The 16,528-nt window shown below is 43.2% G+C and carries 15 protein-coding genes; 8 read left to right on the top strand and 7 right to left on the bottom strand.

The window, feature by feature from the left end:
* Positions 1 to 31: 31 nt before the first annotated feature.
* Positions 32 to 3,352, bottom strand: coding sequence for a beta-galactosidase (locus DWW10_RS07960; protein ID WP_118421217.1), 3,321 nt, complete (start codon positions 3,350 to 3,352; stop codon positions 32 to 34).
* Between the two features lie 173 nt (positions 3,353 to 3,525).
* On the opposite strand from DWW10_RS07960, the gene DWW10_RS07955 reads away from it, so the two are divergent.
* Positions 3,526 to 4,143, top strand: a complete 618-nt coding sequence (locus tag DWW10_RS07955) for a NanQ anomerase/TabA/YiaL family protein (RefSeq protein ID WP_118421218.1) — start codon at positions 3,526 to 3,528, stop codon at positions 4,141 to 4,143.
* Between the two features lie 182 nt (positions 4,144 to 4,325).
* On the opposite strand, the gene DWW10_RS07950 is transcribed toward DWW10_RS07955, so the two are convergent.
* Positions 4,326 to 5,126, bottom strand: coding sequence for a gamma-glutamyl-gamma-aminobutyrate hydrolase family protein (locus DWW10_RS07950; protein WP_118421219.1), 801 nt, complete (start codon positions 5,124 to 5,126; stop codon positions 4,326 to 4,328).
* A 194-nt stretch (positions 5,127 to 5,320) separates the two neighbouring features.
* Between DWW10_RS07950 and DWW10_RS07945 the strand changes: the two genes are divergently transcribed.
* The 3 genes from DWW10_RS07945 to rprY all read left to right on the top strand — a co-directional run bounded on the left by DWW10_RS07945 (position 5,321) and on the right by rprY (position 10,000).
* Positions 5,321 to 7,477 carry an elongation factor G gene (locus tag DWW10_RS07945; protein ID WP_118421220.1) on the top strand — a complete coding sequence of 719 codons (2,157 nt, stop codon included), beginning with the start codon at positions 5,321 to 5,323 and terminating at the stop codon, positions 7,475 to 7,477.
* A 275-nt stretch (positions 7,478 to 7,752) separates the two neighbouring features.
* Positions 7,753 to 9,294 carry a sensor histidine kinase gene (locus tag DWW10_RS07940; protein ID WP_007660040.1) on the top strand — a complete coding sequence of 514 codons (1,542 nt, stop codon included), beginning with the start codon at positions 7,753 to 7,755 and terminating at the stop codon, positions 9,292 to 9,294.
* 4 nt (positions 9,295 to 9,298) lie between these two features.
* A complete protein-coding gene (rprY, locus tag DWW10_RS07935; protein WP_007660039.1) occupies positions 9,299 to 10,000 on the top strand; it encodes a response regulator transcription factor RprY in 702 nt (233 codons plus the stop codon).
* A gap of 77 nt (positions 10,001 to 10,077) precedes the next feature.
* Here the strand turns inward: rprY and DWW10_RS26015 are convergent, their stop codons facing one another.
* Both DWW10_RS26015 and DWW10_RS07930 read right to left on the bottom strand, forming a co-directional pair.
* Positions 10,078 to 10,254, bottom strand: a complete 177-nt coding sequence (locus DWW10_RS26015; protein ID WP_007660038.1) for a hypothetical protein — start codon at positions 10,252 to 10,254, stop codon at positions 10,078 to 10,080.
* 162 nt (positions 10,255 to 10,416) lie between these two features.
* On the bottom strand, positions 10,417 to 10,863 hold the full coding sequence (locus tag DWW10_RS07930) for a MarR family winged helix-turn-helix transcriptional regulator (RefSeq protein ID WP_022391350.1): 447 nt from the start codon (positions 10,861 to 10,863) through the stop codon (positions 10,417 to 10,419).
* 160 nt (positions 10,864 to 11,023) lie between these two features.
* On the opposite strand from DWW10_RS07930, the gene rpsF reads away from it, so the two are divergent.
* From rpsF to rplI, 3 genes are read left to right on the top strand one after another with little or no spacing between them, the layout of a single operon-like run.
* Positions 11,024 to 11,368 (top strand): 30S ribosomal protein S6, encoded by a 345-nt coding sequence (gene rpsF, locus DWW10_RS07925; RefSeq protein WP_118421221.1) that lies wholly within the window; start codon positions 11,024 to 11,026, stop codon positions 11,366 to 11,368.
* Between the two features lie 2 nt (positions 11,369 to 11,370).
* Positions 11,371 to 11,640: a 30S ribosomal protein S18 gene (gene rpsR / locus DWW10_RS07920; protein WP_007210278.1), complete on the top strand. Its 270-nt coding sequence runs from the start codon at positions 11,371 to 11,373 to the stop codon at positions 11,638 to 11,640.
* A gap of 15 nt (positions 11,641 to 11,655) precedes the next feature.
* A complete protein-coding gene (gene rplI, locus DWW10_RS07915) occupies positions 11,656 to 12,105 on the top strand; it encodes a 50S ribosomal protein L9 (protein ID WP_007210279.1) in 450 nt (149 codons plus the stop codon).
* A gap of 75 nt (positions 12,106 to 12,180) precedes the next feature.
* Here the strand turns inward: rplI and DWW10_RS07910 are convergent, their stop codons facing one another.
* The 3 genes from DWW10_RS07910 to DWW10_RS07900 form a co-directional block, all read right to left on the bottom strand.
* Positions 12,181 to 12,891 carry a hypothetical protein gene (locus DWW10_RS07910; protein WP_118421222.1) on the bottom strand — a complete coding sequence of 237 codons (711 nt, stop codon included), beginning with the start codon at positions 12,889 to 12,891 and terminating at the stop codon, positions 12,181 to 12,183.
* A gap of 170 nt (positions 12,892 to 13,061) precedes the next feature.
* Complete coding sequence (locus tag DWW10_RS07905; protein WP_022392222.1) at positions 13,062 to 13,277, bottom strand: PG1828 family lipoprotein; 216 nt, start codon at positions 13,275 to 13,277, stop codon at positions 13,062 to 13,064.
* A gap of 160 nt (positions 13,278 to 13,437) precedes the next feature.
* Complete coding sequence (locus DWW10_RS07900; protein WP_118221247.1) at positions 13,438 to 15,111, bottom strand: long-chain fatty acid--CoA ligase; 1,674 nt, start codon at positions 15,109 to 15,111, stop codon at positions 13,438 to 13,440.
* Positions 15,112 to 15,197: 86 nt separating this feature from the next.
* Between DWW10_RS07900 and mtaB the strand changes: the two genes are divergently transcribed.
* Positions 15,198 to 16,517, top strand: coding sequence for a tRNA (N(6)-L-threonylcarbamoyladenosine(37)-C(2))-methylthiotransferase MtaB (mtaB, locus tag DWW10_RS07895; protein WP_118421223.1), 1,320 nt, complete (start codon positions 15,198 to 15,200; stop codon positions 16,515 to 16,517).
* The last annotated feature ends 11 nt before the right edge of the window (positions 16,518 to 16,528 follow it).

Genomic DNA, 16,528 nt, shown 5'->3' with positions numbered 1-16,528 from the left:
TAACCGTCTCTTTTGTTTATAGAAATTCAGATTAGTATTTGAAGTTTTCCCCCTTCACATAAATCTTGAAATCCTTGATGCCTCCCGGTACTTCACTTTCCATTCGGGGCAAGCATTGGAAACCTGTCAATGCATGACTGGCGCCCAGATCGATTACAATTGTATGCGGATAAGGACTACCTTTCTCTGTGCTCCAATAGGTGGATTCCTGAAGGTCGAAAGTCTTGTCGGCAGAGCGGTTGACGTGAGCTACGTCTTCGCTGTCGGCATACTTCACAATCCAAGGCTCGCGGGACAGACGGCTACCATCCTTGTCCAAGAAATACATTTCGGCAATACAAGCCAGGTCTTTTCCATCCTGTGAGTTTAATGCTTCAATGCAAACATAGCGTCCGGTAACAGGTTTGTTGAATTTAACTTCCTGCCAGCCGTTACCCGGTTTGAAACTTCCCGTGAATACAGGTTTTTCACCTGACAAGTTCAAGTTCTCGCCTTCATTGCGATGTGTCAAAGGTTTCTGTACAAGCAGCTGGTCAAGGAGCGGTTCACTTAAACCTTCGGACTTAGCTTCTTTAGGGCCTACAATATCGAAAACTACGATTTCATTCTCACCTTTCTTCAACCAGCATCCCGGTACATAAAGAGTCTGCTGAGGACCGATCTCCCAGATACGGCCTAATGCATAACCGTTCACATAAACCAGTCCTTTGCCCCATGTTTCGAAGTTCAGGAAAGTATCGCTTGGTTTCTTCACCTGGAATTTAGCACGGTAAACACCCGGAATACGTTGTCCGAGACGGTCTGTCAATGACTCTATCGGCTGGAACTTCATGCCCTGATAGAATTCATAGGTATCTTCAATGTTGAAAACTTCCCAGTTCTTCAGGTCGCAAACGAAAGGATATCCGTTGATGTCCATAGAAAGTTCTACGTTTTTCGTGATTCCTTTGAAGTCTTTGATGGCACGACCGAAGTTGATGCGACCCATGGCCTCTACCAGAATATCAAGTCTGGAACCTTTGACGCAGGCGGGGAGTACCAATTGCTTTTCACCGTTTCTTCTGTCGAGTTTGCCGATGTATTTCCCGTCTACGAATACCTGTGCATAGTCGTGCGCATCGTTCACTGTGAGGGTAGCGGGCGATTTCAATTCAGGCAGGGTAGTGCGGTAGAGGATGCTTCCGAAGCCCTGGTTATATTCTTCCATGGTACGGATGTTTTCATCCTTCTTTGCTGCGGGCAGGTTCTCGAACAATGGTGCCATTTCTGTGAATCTGAAAGCAGGGATGCTGATAGGTTTGATCAGTGCAGGTACTTTCGCCTGTTTCTCACCATCCATGTATTTCGCCATGGCTTCTCTCAACGCCCAATACTTAGGAGTTGTCTGACCGGATTCACTGATAGGTGCATCATAATCGTAAGACGTCACATCGGGTGCAAAGCCGGGAGAGTTGGCGCCTGCCCAGTGTCCCCAGTTCGTACCTCCATGTGTCATATACAGGCTGAATGAAATGCCTCTCGATAACATATCGTCGATACCTTTGATCATATCAGCGGCAGGACGGGTTTCGTGGTTGGCACCCCATTTGTCGAACCAACCGCTCCAGAATTCAGAACACATCAGCGGGCTGTTGGGACGAAGTTGTTTCAGTTTGGCAAATTGCTGGTCGACGTTGGCACCTGTACCGAAGTTCATGGTCCAGATCAGATCATCGAGTCCGTTCAGGGTGAAGTTAGAGGCCCAGTCGCATTGGAACAGGGCGATGTCATTTCCGAAGTTGGCACGTACGATGTCTCTGATTTGGGATACATAACCCTTATCTTCTCCGTAAGATCCATATTCGTTTTCTACCTGAACCATGATGATGGGACCGCCATTGGCAATCGTCAGGTCTTTCACTTGCTTGGCTACGGCTTCTTCGAACAGAGCTACACGCTCAATGAAGTAAGGATCGGATTCGCGCAGACGTACATCCTTTTTCTTAAGCAGCCACCATGGCAGACCACCCATTTCCCACTCGGCGCAAACATATGGTCCGGGGCGAAGGATGACATACATATCATTTTGCTGGCACAGACGGCAGAACTCGGCCAGGTCGTTTTGCTCCGTAAAGTCATATACGCCGGGTTGCGGTTCGTGAGAGTTCCAGAATACATAGAGGCAGACGGTATTCATACCCAGTGCTTTGCACAACTTGATGCGTTGGTCCCAATAAGGTTTCGGGATGCGTGGGTAGTGCAGTTCGGCGGCTTTAACCACAAATGGTTTGCCATTCAGCAGGAAAGTTCCTTTGCCGGCTTCAAAACGACCTTGGTCGGCAAAGCTGTCGAAGTTCCATTTGTCACGCCAGGGAATGGTGATTTTATCACCTTCGAAGGAGAATGGAAGCCATACATAACGTGAGTTTTCCAGGTCTTTCTTATTCCAGCGGTCGAACATGGCAATGTACATGTCTTTCTTGCCCATAATTTTCTGCACGTAAGTGCTTTGAGCATAGAATGTCTTGTCGGCATCTGTTCCGGTACAAGGGTTGCCGATTGTTTTCCATTCACCCATAATGGAGTCTGCTACTGCCAGTTCAGCCTGATTGGGATCCCAACCGGTACAGCCGGAAGAGAGCATGTAGTATTTTCCGTTACGCTTGAAGACGGCGGGAGCTTCGCGGCTTTCCTTGACGAAGTTACGGGTATAGCGTCCGCTCGGTCTTTGATAATCGTCAGTCAATTCGCTGATGTACAGCGTTGCATTGTTTTCTGACGAATAAAAGTGGTAGGCACGGCCATCATCGTCTACGAATACGGTTTGGTCGCGGCTCATGGCACCGTTGGGGCGGAAACTGCCCAGATAGGTGAATTCTCCGGTAGGGGAGTCACTGATGGCTACTCCGGCGCATGCCTTGCTGTAGTCGGCACTTTCCACATGTGCCCACATCACGAATTTCTTGGTTTTGGGGTTATAAATCACCTTCGGACGTTCCAGTACCTTGCTGGTGTGCAGGTCGTGACCTTGGTCGTCCTTCACTGCGGGAAGCACGATGCCTTCGAACTTCCAGTTCAGAAGGTCTTTGGATGAATAGCAGCTCACGCCGGTTACATCCGTGCGGTAACACTCCCATGTAGCCCATTCGGGCAGGATGGTTTTACCTTTTTTGTACTCACCGTACCAGTAGTACGTTCCTTCATGGTAGAGGATACCGCCGCCATGTGCATTGATGGGGTTACCGTCGGTGTCGTTCCATACTTCACCCGGCACGATGGCATTGTTGGTGGTTACTTGTTTTTGGGCTTGCGCTGTAGCAGCTCCAAACAAACAGGCAACAACTAATGTCATACTCCAGAAAATGTTTCTCATGATTTGAATGGTTTATTGTTAGTTTACGAATTAATTTCTGTTGCAAAGATAAGAACGACTTATCATTTAATGTTCCACAAATAATTCAATATAGGTAGACAGATGTTTCAATTTTATACGATTTATAATTTATATCTTTGTAGTCAGTAAACGAAATTATAGAAAACATTAACATGAAACACTTACAATGGTTATTGGCAACTGCCTGTATGCTTGCGGTTTGTCTGTCTGTCTCTGCTCAAAGTGGCAAGAAAGTAAAAAGTATCTCGCCTGAAAAATGGGTAAAATCGAAAGTCTGGAGTGAAGGTTTGAAGGCGAAGCCTCATTCTTCCACGAATTTAGCGGAATTCAAAGCGCAGTACGAAGCGAATCCGGAACAATGGAAGGCGGCTTTTCGCTGGTTGGCGTCGCACGACCTGACTACTATCGAGAAGGGAAAACATCCAATAGAAGGAACGTCACTTGTGGTTTCTGTTGAAGATAGTAAGAATGAACCGTTAGAGAAGCGGACATCCGAATCACACCGGAAACATATAGATTTGCAGTATGTGGTGAAAGGAACGGAACGTTTTGCATTGCTGGATCATGAGTCTTCAAAGGCTAATTGCGAATATAGTGAGAAAAAAGATGTTATTCACTATGATTTTGATCCGGAAAAAACTACCTTTATCGACTCTGTTCCCGGTGAGTTTTTCTTGTTCTTCCCGTCCGACTGGCATATTGCAAAGATAGCTACGGATAAGGAAGATCAGGATATAAGGGTGATTGTGATTAAGTTGGATTATATATGATACACGCGCGTACCTATATATTTTATATATAAGAAATCACTAAAGAATTACCGGAATATGACCTGCTCCCTACCAACTCCCTGTCAAGTCCGTACCAACTCCGTACCAAGTCCAAGCGTATAGATACGGAGTTGGTACGGACTTGACAGGGAGTTGAATATGTCCGGTAATGGATAAAACTATTATTTGCTTTTCCGGAATGTGATTGCTTTATCGATCAGGAAATAGAAGAATCTGGCAGATATGCTATCACCGGCTACCATTAATGCTTCCGGGTGGAATTGTACTCCCCAGATGGGCTTTCCTTCAATGTTTTCAATGGCTTCGGGAATACTGTCTGTGGCCCATGCCGTAATTCGGAAACCGGGTGCTACCTGCTTGACGGCCTGATGATGGTGGGTATTGGTAAATAGTTGTGTCTCTCCTGTTATCCGTGCCATTTCAGAATCGGGAAGCAAGTTGACTGCATGAGTGGGTACACTACTCGGTTCTTCCTGATTATGTCGCACGGTAGTATCCGGATGCTGGGCTGGAATATCCTGATAGAGTGTGCCACCGAATGCTACATTGATTAATTGTTCGCCCCGGCAGATTCCCAACATGGGTACACCACGTTGCGCTGCAAAGCGGATAAGGGAAATATCATAAACATCACGCAGTGAATCTACCTCTCCCAGTTGTTCGATAGGTTCTTCATTATAATAAGAAGGATGTATATCCGCTCCCCCGATTAAAATAATCCCGTCCAGCCGACCGATGATATCTGCCAGGACTATACTGTCTGTTGTGACTGGTATAAGTATTGGAATGCCTCCGGCTTGTATGACTGATTCGGTATAAGTCGTTCGTGCAGACGAATAGTCACTGGGATGTGAACAAGATAGGCCGATAAGTGGTCGTTGTTTGTGAGATGAACTTCCGGATTGACATCCGGTAAATGACAGGAGAATGAGCAGTACAATAGATGATAGTAGTTCTTTCATTGTAAGTTTGGGGGTTAATGATTTTGCTGTAAAGTTAAGAAAATCTTTCTGTTAGTAGTGATGTGTTACATAACATAGTTTAGTAACACTATCGATTTATTGCTTTTCTTTTGATAAATTCATAATTTGCGCCTCACTAAAAATTAAGGGTATGCGAAGGCATACTGAGTTATTCATTTTAAATCTTATATATCATGAAAGTATATCAGACGAATGAAATTAAGAACATTGCCCTGCTTGGCAATGATGGCTCGGGTAAAACCACTCTCACAGAAGCGCTGCTCTTTGAGAGTGGTATTATAAAACGTCGCGGCAGAATTACTGCCAAGAATACAGTCAGCGATTACTTCCCGGTGGAGCAAGAATATGGCTATTCTGTGTTTTCCACCGTTTTCCATGTGGAGTGGAACGGTAAGAAACTTAATATTATAGACTGTCCGGGAAGTGATGACTTTGTTGGAGCTGCCATGACAGCACTCAATGTTACCGATACTGCAATATTACTTCTGAATGGCCAATATGGTCCTGAGGTGGGTACCCAAAATCATTTCCGATATACAGAAAAGTTAGGTAAACCGGTGATTTTCCTGGTGAATCAGCTTGACCATGAGAAGTGTGATTATGATATGGTACTGGAGCAGTTGAAGTCTGCTTATGGTTCGAAGGTAGTTCCCGTGCAATATCCGTTGGCTACCGGACCGAACTTCAATTCGTTGATTGATGTACTTCTGATGAAAAAATATTCGTGGGGTCCCGAAGGTGGTGCACCCACCATTGAAGATGTTCCTGCAGAGGAAATGGACAAAGCAACCGAATTGCACAAAGCATTGGTGGAAGCTGCTGCAGAACACGATGAAAGCCTGATGGAGAAATTCTTTGAACAAGAATCTCTGACGGAAGATGAAATGCGTGAAGGTATCCGTAAGGGACTGGCTTCACGTGGCATGTTCCCCGTATTCTGTGTTTGTGCAGGTAAAGATATGGGTGTGCGCCGTTTGATGGAATTCCTGGGTAATGTGGTTCCGTTTGTAGACGAAATGCCTCCTGTACATAATACTCGTGGTGAAGTTGTAACCCCGGATCCGAATGGACCTACTTCTCTTTATTTCTTTAAGACCGCTGTTGAACCTCATATTGGTGATGTTCAGTACTTCAAGGTTATGAGCGGTAAAGTGCACGAAGGTGAAGACTTTACGAATGCTGACCGTGGCTCAAAAGAACGTATCGCCCAAATATATGCCTGTGCGGGTGCTAACCGTATCAAGGTAGAAGAAATGGTAGCCGGTGATATTGGCTGTACCGTGAAATTGAAAGATGTGCATACCGGAAATACTCTGAATGGTAAAGGCACTGAAAACCGTTTCAATTTTGTTAAGTATCCGAATTCTAAATACTCTCGTGCTATCAAACCTCTGAATGAATCCGATACGGAGAAAATGATGGTTATCCTTAACCGCATGCGTGAGGAAGATCCGACTTGGGTGATAGAGCAGTCCAAAGAGTTGCGCCAGACTATTGTTCACGGACAGGGTGAGTTCCACTTGCGTACGTTGAAGTGGCGTTTGGAAAATAATGAAAAATTGCAAATCAAGTATGAAGAGCCGAGAATCCCGTATCGTGAAACTATTACGAAGGCGGCTCGTGCAGACTATCGCCATAAAAAGCAATCGGGTGGTGCAGGCCAGTTTGGTGAAGTACATTTGATTGTAGAGCCTTACTACGAAGGTATGCCGGTGCCCGATACTTATAAGTTCGGTGGACAGGAATTCAAGATCAATGTGAAAGGTACTGAAGAAGTTCCATTGGAATGGGGCGGTAAACTGGTATTTGTTAATAGTATCGTGGGTGGTTCTATCGATGCACGTTTCTTGCCTGCTATCTTGAAAGGTATCATGGCTCGCATGGAACAAGGACCGTTGACAGGTTCATATGCTCGTGATGTGCGTGTAATCGTGTATGATGGTAAGATGCACCCGGTAGACTCCAATGAAATTTCCTTCATGCTGGCTGGCCGTAATGCATTTAGTGAAGCATTCAAGAATGCAGGTCCGAAGATTCTTGAACCTATCTATGATGTGGAAGTATTTGTTCCGTCGGATAGAATGGGTGATGTAATGGGTGACTTACAGGGACGCCGAGCCATGATTATGGGTATGAGTAGTGAGGCTGGTTATGAAAAGCTGAGTGCTAAAGTACCTTTGAAAGAAATGTCATCTTACTCCACAGCTTTGAGTTCTTTGACAGGAGGACGTGCTTCATTTATCATGAAATTTGCCAGCTACGAACTTGTTCCAAGTGATGTACAAGATAAGTTGGTTAAGGAGTTCGAAGCTAAGCAAGCTGAAGAATAAAAGACTTCACTTCGTCTGTTTTTATAATTTGTTAAAGCCGTTACTCCCTCAGAACGAGGGGTAATGGCTTTTTTATTAACACTGATTAAGAACATGTGCAAATGTGAATGTGAATGATTAATTTTTTATTAAATTTGCAAACCAAAGAGACTCCTATTTGTTATAATGCTCGTAATGCAACTTAAAAAACACTTTTCGGTTAATTTACGAGAACTTGCGGTTAAATCAGGTTAATGTGTTAGGAGTGTTAATTAGGGAGTGTTAATTTTGTGACTATGAAGAAGTCAACAATATGGATATTAGGCGTCGTTATGGGGTTATCTTTCCTCAGTCTCTTGTACCTGCAAATCAGCTACATAGAGAAGATGGTAAAGATGCGTAACGAGCAATTTGATGAATCGGTGAAGCGTGGCCTGATGGCAGCTTCCAAAGAAGTGGAGTCCGCGGAGGTTGACCGTTGGTTAAGGGAGGACATCTCCGAGGCAGAAAAGAGAGCGTGGGAATTGACTGCGCAGGGTAAAGCAGTGGTGCAGACACAGCGGTTTACGGCTACATCGCCAGATGGTTCTCAGTATTCAGCTATAGAACTACAGACGATAACAAATAATCCGTCAGAGTTGCCGCGAGCCATGATTTCGCGTAAGCATGGTGCCAAAACGATACCCAAAACAGCTCGTTCGCATGTCGATTTCGTGAAGAATCGTTATGTATACCAGCGTAACTTGTTGGATGAAGTGGCTTGGCAGATGGTATATACAGCAAGTGACAAACCAATAGAGGAGCGCATCAACTTTAAGAATCTGGATCAGTACTTAAAGTCGGGTTTGGTAGATAACGGAATTGATCTGGCTTATCACTTTAAAGTGATTGACCGGGATGGGCGGGAAGTATATCGCTGTTCGGACTATGTGGATGAAGGTAATGAGTATTCTTATTCCCAACCTTTGTTCCTGAATGATCCACCTGCCCGTATGAGTATCGTAAAGATACATTTCCCGGGTAAAAGGGATTATATTTTCGACTCAGTCAACTTTATGATACCGTCGATGATATTCACCTTTGTATTGCTGATAACATTCATCTTCACGATTTATATCGTGTTCCGCCAAAAGAAACTGACGGAGATGAAGAATGACTTTATCAATAATATGACGCATGAATTCAAAACACCGATATCGACGATATCGCTGGCAGCGCAGATGTTGAAAGACCCCGCAGTGGGAAAATCGCCTGCTATGTTCCAGCATATATCGACGGTCATCAATGATGAGACGAAACGATTGAGGTTCCAGGTAGAAAAGGTTCTTCAGATGTCGATGTTCGACAAGCAGAAGGCTACCTTGAAAATGAAGGAACTGGATGCCAATGAATTGATTACAGGTGTTATCAACACATTCACCTTAAAGGTGGAGCGTTATAACGGTAATATAGAGTCGGAACTGAACGCAACAGACCCGGATATATTTGCAGATGAAATGCATCTTACGAATGTGATTTTCAATCTGATGGATAATGCGGTGAAGTATAAGAGACCGGATGCGGATTTGGAATTGAAAGTGAAGACCTGGAATGAACCGGGTAAGCTGATGATTTCTATCCAGGATAACGGTATAGGTATTAAAAAAGAGAATTTGAAAAAGATATTTGAAAAGTTCTACCGCGTGCATACAGGTAATCTGCACGATGTGAAGGGCTTCGGATTAGGACTTTCTTATGTGAAGAAGATCATAACAGATCACAAGGGAACCATCCGGGCAGAGAGTGAACTAAACGTTGGAACTAAATTTATTATTGCATTACCTTTACTTAAAAATTAATGATATGGACGAGAAACTGCGTATTTTATTGTGCGAAGATGATGAAAATCTTGGCATGCTTTTAAGAGAATATTTACAGGCGAAAGGTTATTCTGCCGAGTTATATCCCGACGGCGAAGCTGGATACAAAGCTTTTCTGAAGAATAAATATGACTTGTGTGTGTTTGACGTAATGATGCCAAAGAAAGATGGTTTCACACTGGCTCAGGAAGTACGTGCTGCAAATGCCGAAATTCCTATCATCTTCCTGACTGCAAAGACACTGAAAGAAGATATTCTGGAAGGCTTTAAGATCGGTGCGGATGATTATATCACCAAGCCATTCAGTATGGAAGAGTTGACATTCAGAATTGAAGCTATCCTGAGACGTGTACGTGGAAAGAAGAACAAAGAGAGCAATATCTACAAGATTGGTATGTTCACTTTCGATACACAGAAACAGATTTTGTCTACACCTGAAAAGCAAACGAAGCTGACTACGAAAGAGTCTGAACTATTGGGATTGCTCTGCGCTCATGCTAATGAAATCCTGCAGCGTGACTTTGCTTTGAAGACTATCTGGATTGATGACAACTATTTCAATGCCCGTAGTATGGACGTGTACATCACGAAGTTGCGTAAGCATTTGAAAGAAGATCCTTCTATTGAAATCATCAATATCCACGGAAAAGGATACAAACTGATTACACCGGAGCCGGAAGCTTAATAGCTTCTTGCTCTTCACAAAACAAAAAGGGCGGGTACTTTATAAAAGTAACCGCCCTTTTTATTCTTTTCCGATGATTAGTCTGCCAATTTCTTATTGATAATAATGTATGAAATCAATCCCAGTACCATCAAAACAGCTGAAGTACCTAAAAGGGTATTGTTGTTAACATTACCGGTAAAGGAGCATGAAACCAAAATTACAGCTCCTACCAAGACTAATATCAAGCCCAGATTTTTTAATAAACCTTTCATGTGTGTGTATTTTAATAGATTATTATATTCTTGTCACAAAGAAAAGCATAATTCTTTAACAAGCGAAATTATTTTTGCAAAAAAACTATTATTGAGGGTAAATAGTTGGTTTTGCAGGCTTTCCATAAGCCGTTTATACTAATTCTTTCGCTGTATTTTGCACTAATCTTTCGTATTAAAAAATATTTTTCTTAATACTTCCTGACTTATGCGCAGTTCTTCCACGGTGATGCCATGTAATGCCTCTTTTAGGGTTTGGTTGGCAATCACCCGTGCTTGTTCTTCCAGTTCCTTTCCGTCTTTGGTGAGGTGAATCAGATTGGTGCGGCGATCTTTCTTATCAGAGATACGAACCACTAAATGTTGGCGCTCCATATTATCTATCAGGCGCGTCATACTGGGTTTGTCCTTAAAAGTTGCATTACACAACTCTTGTTGCGTCACTCCATCTTTTTCCCACAAAAAGATAAGGACGGTCCACTGCTCCGGAGTAATCTCCAAACCGTTCTGGCGGAAGTTACGGGACAGTTTTCGGTTGATTGCGGCGGAAACTTTACCATTCAGTATGGCAAAGATAAGCCGGATGTCAAAGTTAAATTGCTCGATCATGAAATTATTGTTTAAACAACTTTGCAAAGGTAAGTCACTTCCATGATAAATCCTATCCTCGCGGCACAAAAAAACATTAAATGTTTGTAGATCAAAATAAAATCCCTACCTTTGCACCGCAAATTTTTAAACGAATTATTAATTCATTAATTAAACAAGTATGAATCAATACGAAACCGTTTTCATTTTAACTCCCGTTTTGTCTGATGTTCAGATGAAGGAAGCGGTAGAAAAATTCAAAGGCATCCTTACTGCTGAAGGTGCTGAGATCGTAAATGAGGAAAACTGGGGACTGAAAAAACTGGCATATCCTATCCAGAAGAAGTCAACTGGTTTCTATCAGCTGATTGAGTTCAATGCAGAACCTACTGTAATTGACAAGTTAGAGCTTAACTTCCGTCGTGATGAGCGCGTTATCCGTTTCTTGACTTTCAGACAAGACAAGTACGCTGCTGAATACGCTGCGAAGAGAAGAAGTGTTAAATCAACTAAAAAGGAGGATTAATCATGGCACAAGTTCAATCAGAAATCAGATATTTAACTCCGCCGTCAGTGGACGTTAAGAAGAAAAAATACTGCCGTTTCAAAAAGAGTGGTATTAAGTATATCGACTATAAGGATCCCGAATTCTTGAAGAAATTCTTGAATGAGCAAGGTAAGATCCTTCCGCGTCGCATCACCGGTACTTCTTTGAAGTTCCAACGTCGTGTAGCTCAAGCTGTAAAGAGAGCCCGTCACTTGGCATTGCTGCCTTATGTAACTGACATGATGAAATAATAGGAGGAGGAAAGTATGGAAATTATATTGAAAGAAGACATTGTAAACTTGGGTTATAAGAACGATATCGTAACTGTTAAGTCTGGTTATGGTCGTAACTACCTCATCCCGACAGGTAAAGCTGTGATTGCTTCTCCTGCTGCAAAGAAAATGTTGGCTGAAGATTTGAAGCAACGTGCTCACAAATTGGAAAAAATCAAGAAGGATGCTGAAGCATTGGCAGCTAAATTGGAAGGCGTATCTTTGAAGATCGCTACTAAAGTTAGCTCAACCGGTACTATCTTCGGTTCTGTTGGTAACATCCAGATTGCAGAAGAATTGGCTAAGTTAGGTCATGAAATTGACCGTAAGATCATCGTTGTAAAAGACGCTGTGAAAGAAGTTGGCCAGTACAAAGCTATCGTTAAGCTGCACAAGGAAGTTTCTGTAGAGATTCCTTTCGAAGTTGTTGCTGAAGAAGCATAATTTAAAAACTTCCTATATAAAAGAAGCCTGGTTTCCGAAAGGAGGCCGGGCTTTTTTATTTATTACTGGTTAGTTCTAATTGTATTCTTTATCAATAAAAGTAATTGTTTTATCAATTAGTTCCATGTAGTGGCTGTATGTGAGATGCGGGTCATCATGTACAAAAGAGATTTGCCGCATGGCAGCAAACCCTTCTGGGAGGTGGATGGTGAATTCCAAGATTTCTCTTAGTGACTTATTCTCATTAGAAATTTTTCTAAATTCTTGCTGACTGACGCATTTCTCTACCGCTGTCTCTTTTGCTTTGGAGAATCCTTCATAAAAAAGATGTGCATTTTTTATTACGGCATAGGCCTGGATGATTTCGACAGCAAGCTCTTTGTTTTTAATATTTTGCATGACAGAAGAAGCTCTGAGCATTTCCATAGCATCGGTGACCGGAAGAAAATCTTTTGATTGGAATGGGAAATAGCCGTAGTAATTCAGAGAGTCGGAGGATGCTTCATTCATTTTGTCTTTGTATTGAAGCAGGTAGCATGCACCTTCTTTGTTGAATATTTCCATTTTCATCATCTCTTCTATTGTTTCCCGGTTGATAAGTAATTCACTTTTGACCAACTGCAGGGCCTGTGCCACCTCTTTTTTCTTATTGTGCTCCTGAATCATATCACTTCCCACGAAAGTGATTGCAATACCCAGTACGACTGCGATGAAATTGCAGATGAAATCACCTAATCTTCCTTTGATAGCTGATCGCTTAATTTTTTCTATCAGTTTCTTTTTCATAATATTAGTATAATATGGAGATTAGCAAAGATAAGGATTTTCTGAAATAATCAAATAAGAAATGTGGTGAATCACTGAGTATCTTTAGAGTGGTGCAAATGGGCATAAAAAAAGTCTGTTCGTGCTTTCGCACGTCAGACTTTCAATTCTCTCAGTGTGTTGTTCTGAAATTATTCAGCTACAACTGCTGCGCTATCTACTGCTACAGTATCTGCTGCTGCGGCTGCTGCCTCAGCTGCTGCTGCAGCTGCTTCTTCTACTGCTGCGATTGAGTCAGCAATACGGATAGAATCTGCTGTTGCTTTTTCAGCGTCAGCTTGTTTGTTACCACAAGATGCGAAAGATACTGCTACGATAGCTACAGCCATCAAAACTAATTTTTTCATTTTCTTTGCTTTTTAAAAAACGTAATACAATCAATTGCTTTATTAAAACGTTGCAAAGGTATGTACTTTTTTGATAGGTTGTTCTCCAAATCCCAACTTTTTTTATGTTTTTTTTGGAGGTTAGCCTCTTTTGACGACTTTTTGTATGTTTAATAACATACTAATCTTCTGCAATACTGTTATATAAGTAGCGCTTGATACTCCTTTTGGGAGTTTTCTCAAATTCGTTAGGATATAGCTGTATCTGGCTTACTTTTTCGTAACTGGCCACACTGTTATTCAGGTTTTTCAGATTCTCATCCATAATGGTTTTGATATTTTCCGTTTGGTTCAGACCAAGGGAATCCAGCGCTTCATAATCTGCATAAACCAAAGCGACCAGCTTCTTATTACGCTCGATGATCAGACTTTCCAGAACGAATGGCAGATTGTTGAGACGTGCTTCGATTTCCTCGGGGAAAATATTCTGTCCGCTGGAACTGAGAATCATGGTCTTGCTGCGGCCACGGATATAGAGATTATTATTTTCGTCCAGCTTTCCCAGATCGCCGGTACGCAACCAGCCGTCTTCGGTGAAAACTTCCTTCGTTGCTTCCGGATTTTTATAGTACCCCGCCATTACATTTTCGCCTCGCACTTGTATTTCACCAATTTCAGCTTCCGGATTTTCTTTATAAATCCGGGCTTCCATGATGTCGAGTACACGACCGGAAGAAGTCGGGACGAATTCGTTCCAGGGAGCGTAGCTGATCAATGGTGCACATTCTGTCATACCGTAACCGATAGTGAATGGAAACTTGATGCGGTGGAAAAACTCTTCCACTTCCGGGTTCATGGCAGCCCCGCCGATAATGATTTCTTTGAAGCGTCCGCCCAGGGCATCTACCAGTTTTTTACGGATTTGCCCGTAGATTTGTCCGTCGAGCAAAGGAATGCTGAGCGCCCACCTCATAGTTCTCTTATTGATGGCGGGTTGGATAACATTTTTGTAGATTTTCTCGATAACAAGCGGTACGGTAATGATAAGATTGGGTTTTACCTCCTCGAAAGCTTTCATCAGGATCTTGGGGGAGGGGACTTTTCCCAGAAGTGTGACATGGGTTCCCACAGCGGTGGCCGTGAGGAAGTCGAAGGCACAACCGTAGGCATGGGCTAAAGGTAAGAAAGATAATACTTTATCTCCTTTCTTTAATAGCTCGGTGCGTATACCGAAAGTGACATTTCCTGCCAGATTGTTTCCTGTCAGCATAACACCTTTGCTGAAACCGGTGGTGCCCGAAGTATAGTTCAGCAGCATCACCTTATCATTAGAGAGGGTTGTATATTGCACGTCTTCCCGGCGGAAACCTTTCGGATAAGTTTCATGCATTTCGTCGTCCAGATGTTTGAGGAAACGGTTGATTGTTTCACCGTCACGCTGGTGGAGGCAGCGGAAATCAGAAAGGGAGAACACGGCACGCAGTCCGGTCAGGCGTTCTTCTTCCAGATGATCCCAAATGGAATCGCTGGTAAAGAGAAAAACAGATTCGGAGTGGGTGACGATATGATGTACATCGTTCGGATTAAAATCTTGAAGGATGGGCACAACGATGGCTCCATAAGTGATGGTTGCCATATAAGCAATGCACCAACGGGAATTGTTTTTGCCGATAACAGCTATTTTATCGCCCCGGCGCAGGCTGCAATGTTTGAATAGCAAGTGCAATTTAGCTATCTCTTGTGCTACTTGTCCATAGGAATAACTCTCGTCTTCACCATAATCGGTGTAGCAAGGAAGGTCCCAGTTCTCACGGAAACTCTGCTCGTAGAGTTTGATAAAGTTCTCTTGTATCATTGCACGAAAATTGATGATTTGTGCAAAAGTAGGAAAATTCTAAGAATTATATGTAACTTTGTGGCAGAAATGTGTTTAGAATAGATATGATTGATACCAATATATTTCAAAATAAGACAGCGGTTTACTATACGTTAGGGTGTAAGTTGAACTTTTCGGAAACCTCTACTATCGGTAAGATTTTGCGGGAAGCAGGCGTGCGTACGGCACGTAAGGGAGAGAAAGCAGACATCTGTGTAGTGAACACTTGCTCGGTGACGGAGGTGGCAGATAAGAAATGCCGCCAGGCTATTCATCGTTTGGTGAAGCAACATCCGGGCGCTTTCGTGGTTGTGACCGGATGTTATGCCCAGTTGAAGCCTGAAACCGTTGCAAAGATTGAAGGCGTGGATGTAGTGCTTGGTGCCGAACAGAAAAAGGACTTACTTCAATATCTTGGCGATTTACAGAAAAATGAGTCGGGAGAGGCGTATGCTTCAGCGTTGAAAGATATCCATTCGTTTGCGCCGTCCTGCTCACGGGGAGATCGTACCCGCTATTTTCTGAAAGTACAGGATGGTTGCGATTATTATTGTTCCTATTGCACCATTCCTTTTGCTCGCGGACGGAGCCGCAACGGAACGATTGCCTCTATGGTAGAACAGGCGCGTCAGGCTGCAGCCGAAGGGGGAAAGGAGATTGTGTTGACCGGCGTTAACATTGGCGATTTCGGCAAGAGTACCGGAGAGACTTTTTTCGACTTGGTGAAGGCACTGGATGAGGTAGAAGGTATTGAACGTTATCGCATCTCTTCCATAGAACCTAATTTGCTGACTGATGAGATCATAGAGTTTGTTTCGCATTCTCGCAGTTTTATGCCTCACTTCCATATTCCATTGCAGTCTGGCAGTGATGACGTTTTAAAACTGATGCGTCGTCGGTATGATACGGAACTCTTCGCTTCTAAAGTGCAGAGAGTGAAAGAAGTGATGCCCGACGCTTTTATTGGTGTGGATGTCATAGTGGGTACGCGGGGTGAAACGGATGAATACTTTGAGCAGGCTTATGAATTTATTAAGAGTCTGGATGTGACCCAACTTCACGTGTTCAGCTATTCCGAACGGCCGGGTACACAGGCTTTGAAGATAGACCATGTGGTAACTCCGGAGGAAAAGCACCGTCGCAGTCAGCGCCTTTTGGAACTTTCGGATGAAAAGACGCATGCATTCTATGCCCGCCATATCGGACAAACTATGCCGGTATTGCTGGAACGCTCCAAGCCGGGTGCACCGATGCATGGCTTTACGGCTAACTATATCCGGGTAGAGGTTCCCCATAATGATACACTGGACAATCAAGTGGTATCTGTACGCTTGGGCGATTTCAATGAAGATGGGACAGCGTTGCAGGGAACTTTACTATTATAATAAGGTATAAG

Origin of the sequence: Bacteroides intestinalis, from assembly GCF_003464595.1 — a bacterium.
Classification (GTDB): Bacteria; Bacteroidota; Bacteroidia; order Bacteroidales; family Bacteroidaceae; genus Bacteroides; species Bacteroides intestinalis_A.
This window is presented reverse-complemented; position numbering and strand designations above follow the sequence as displayed.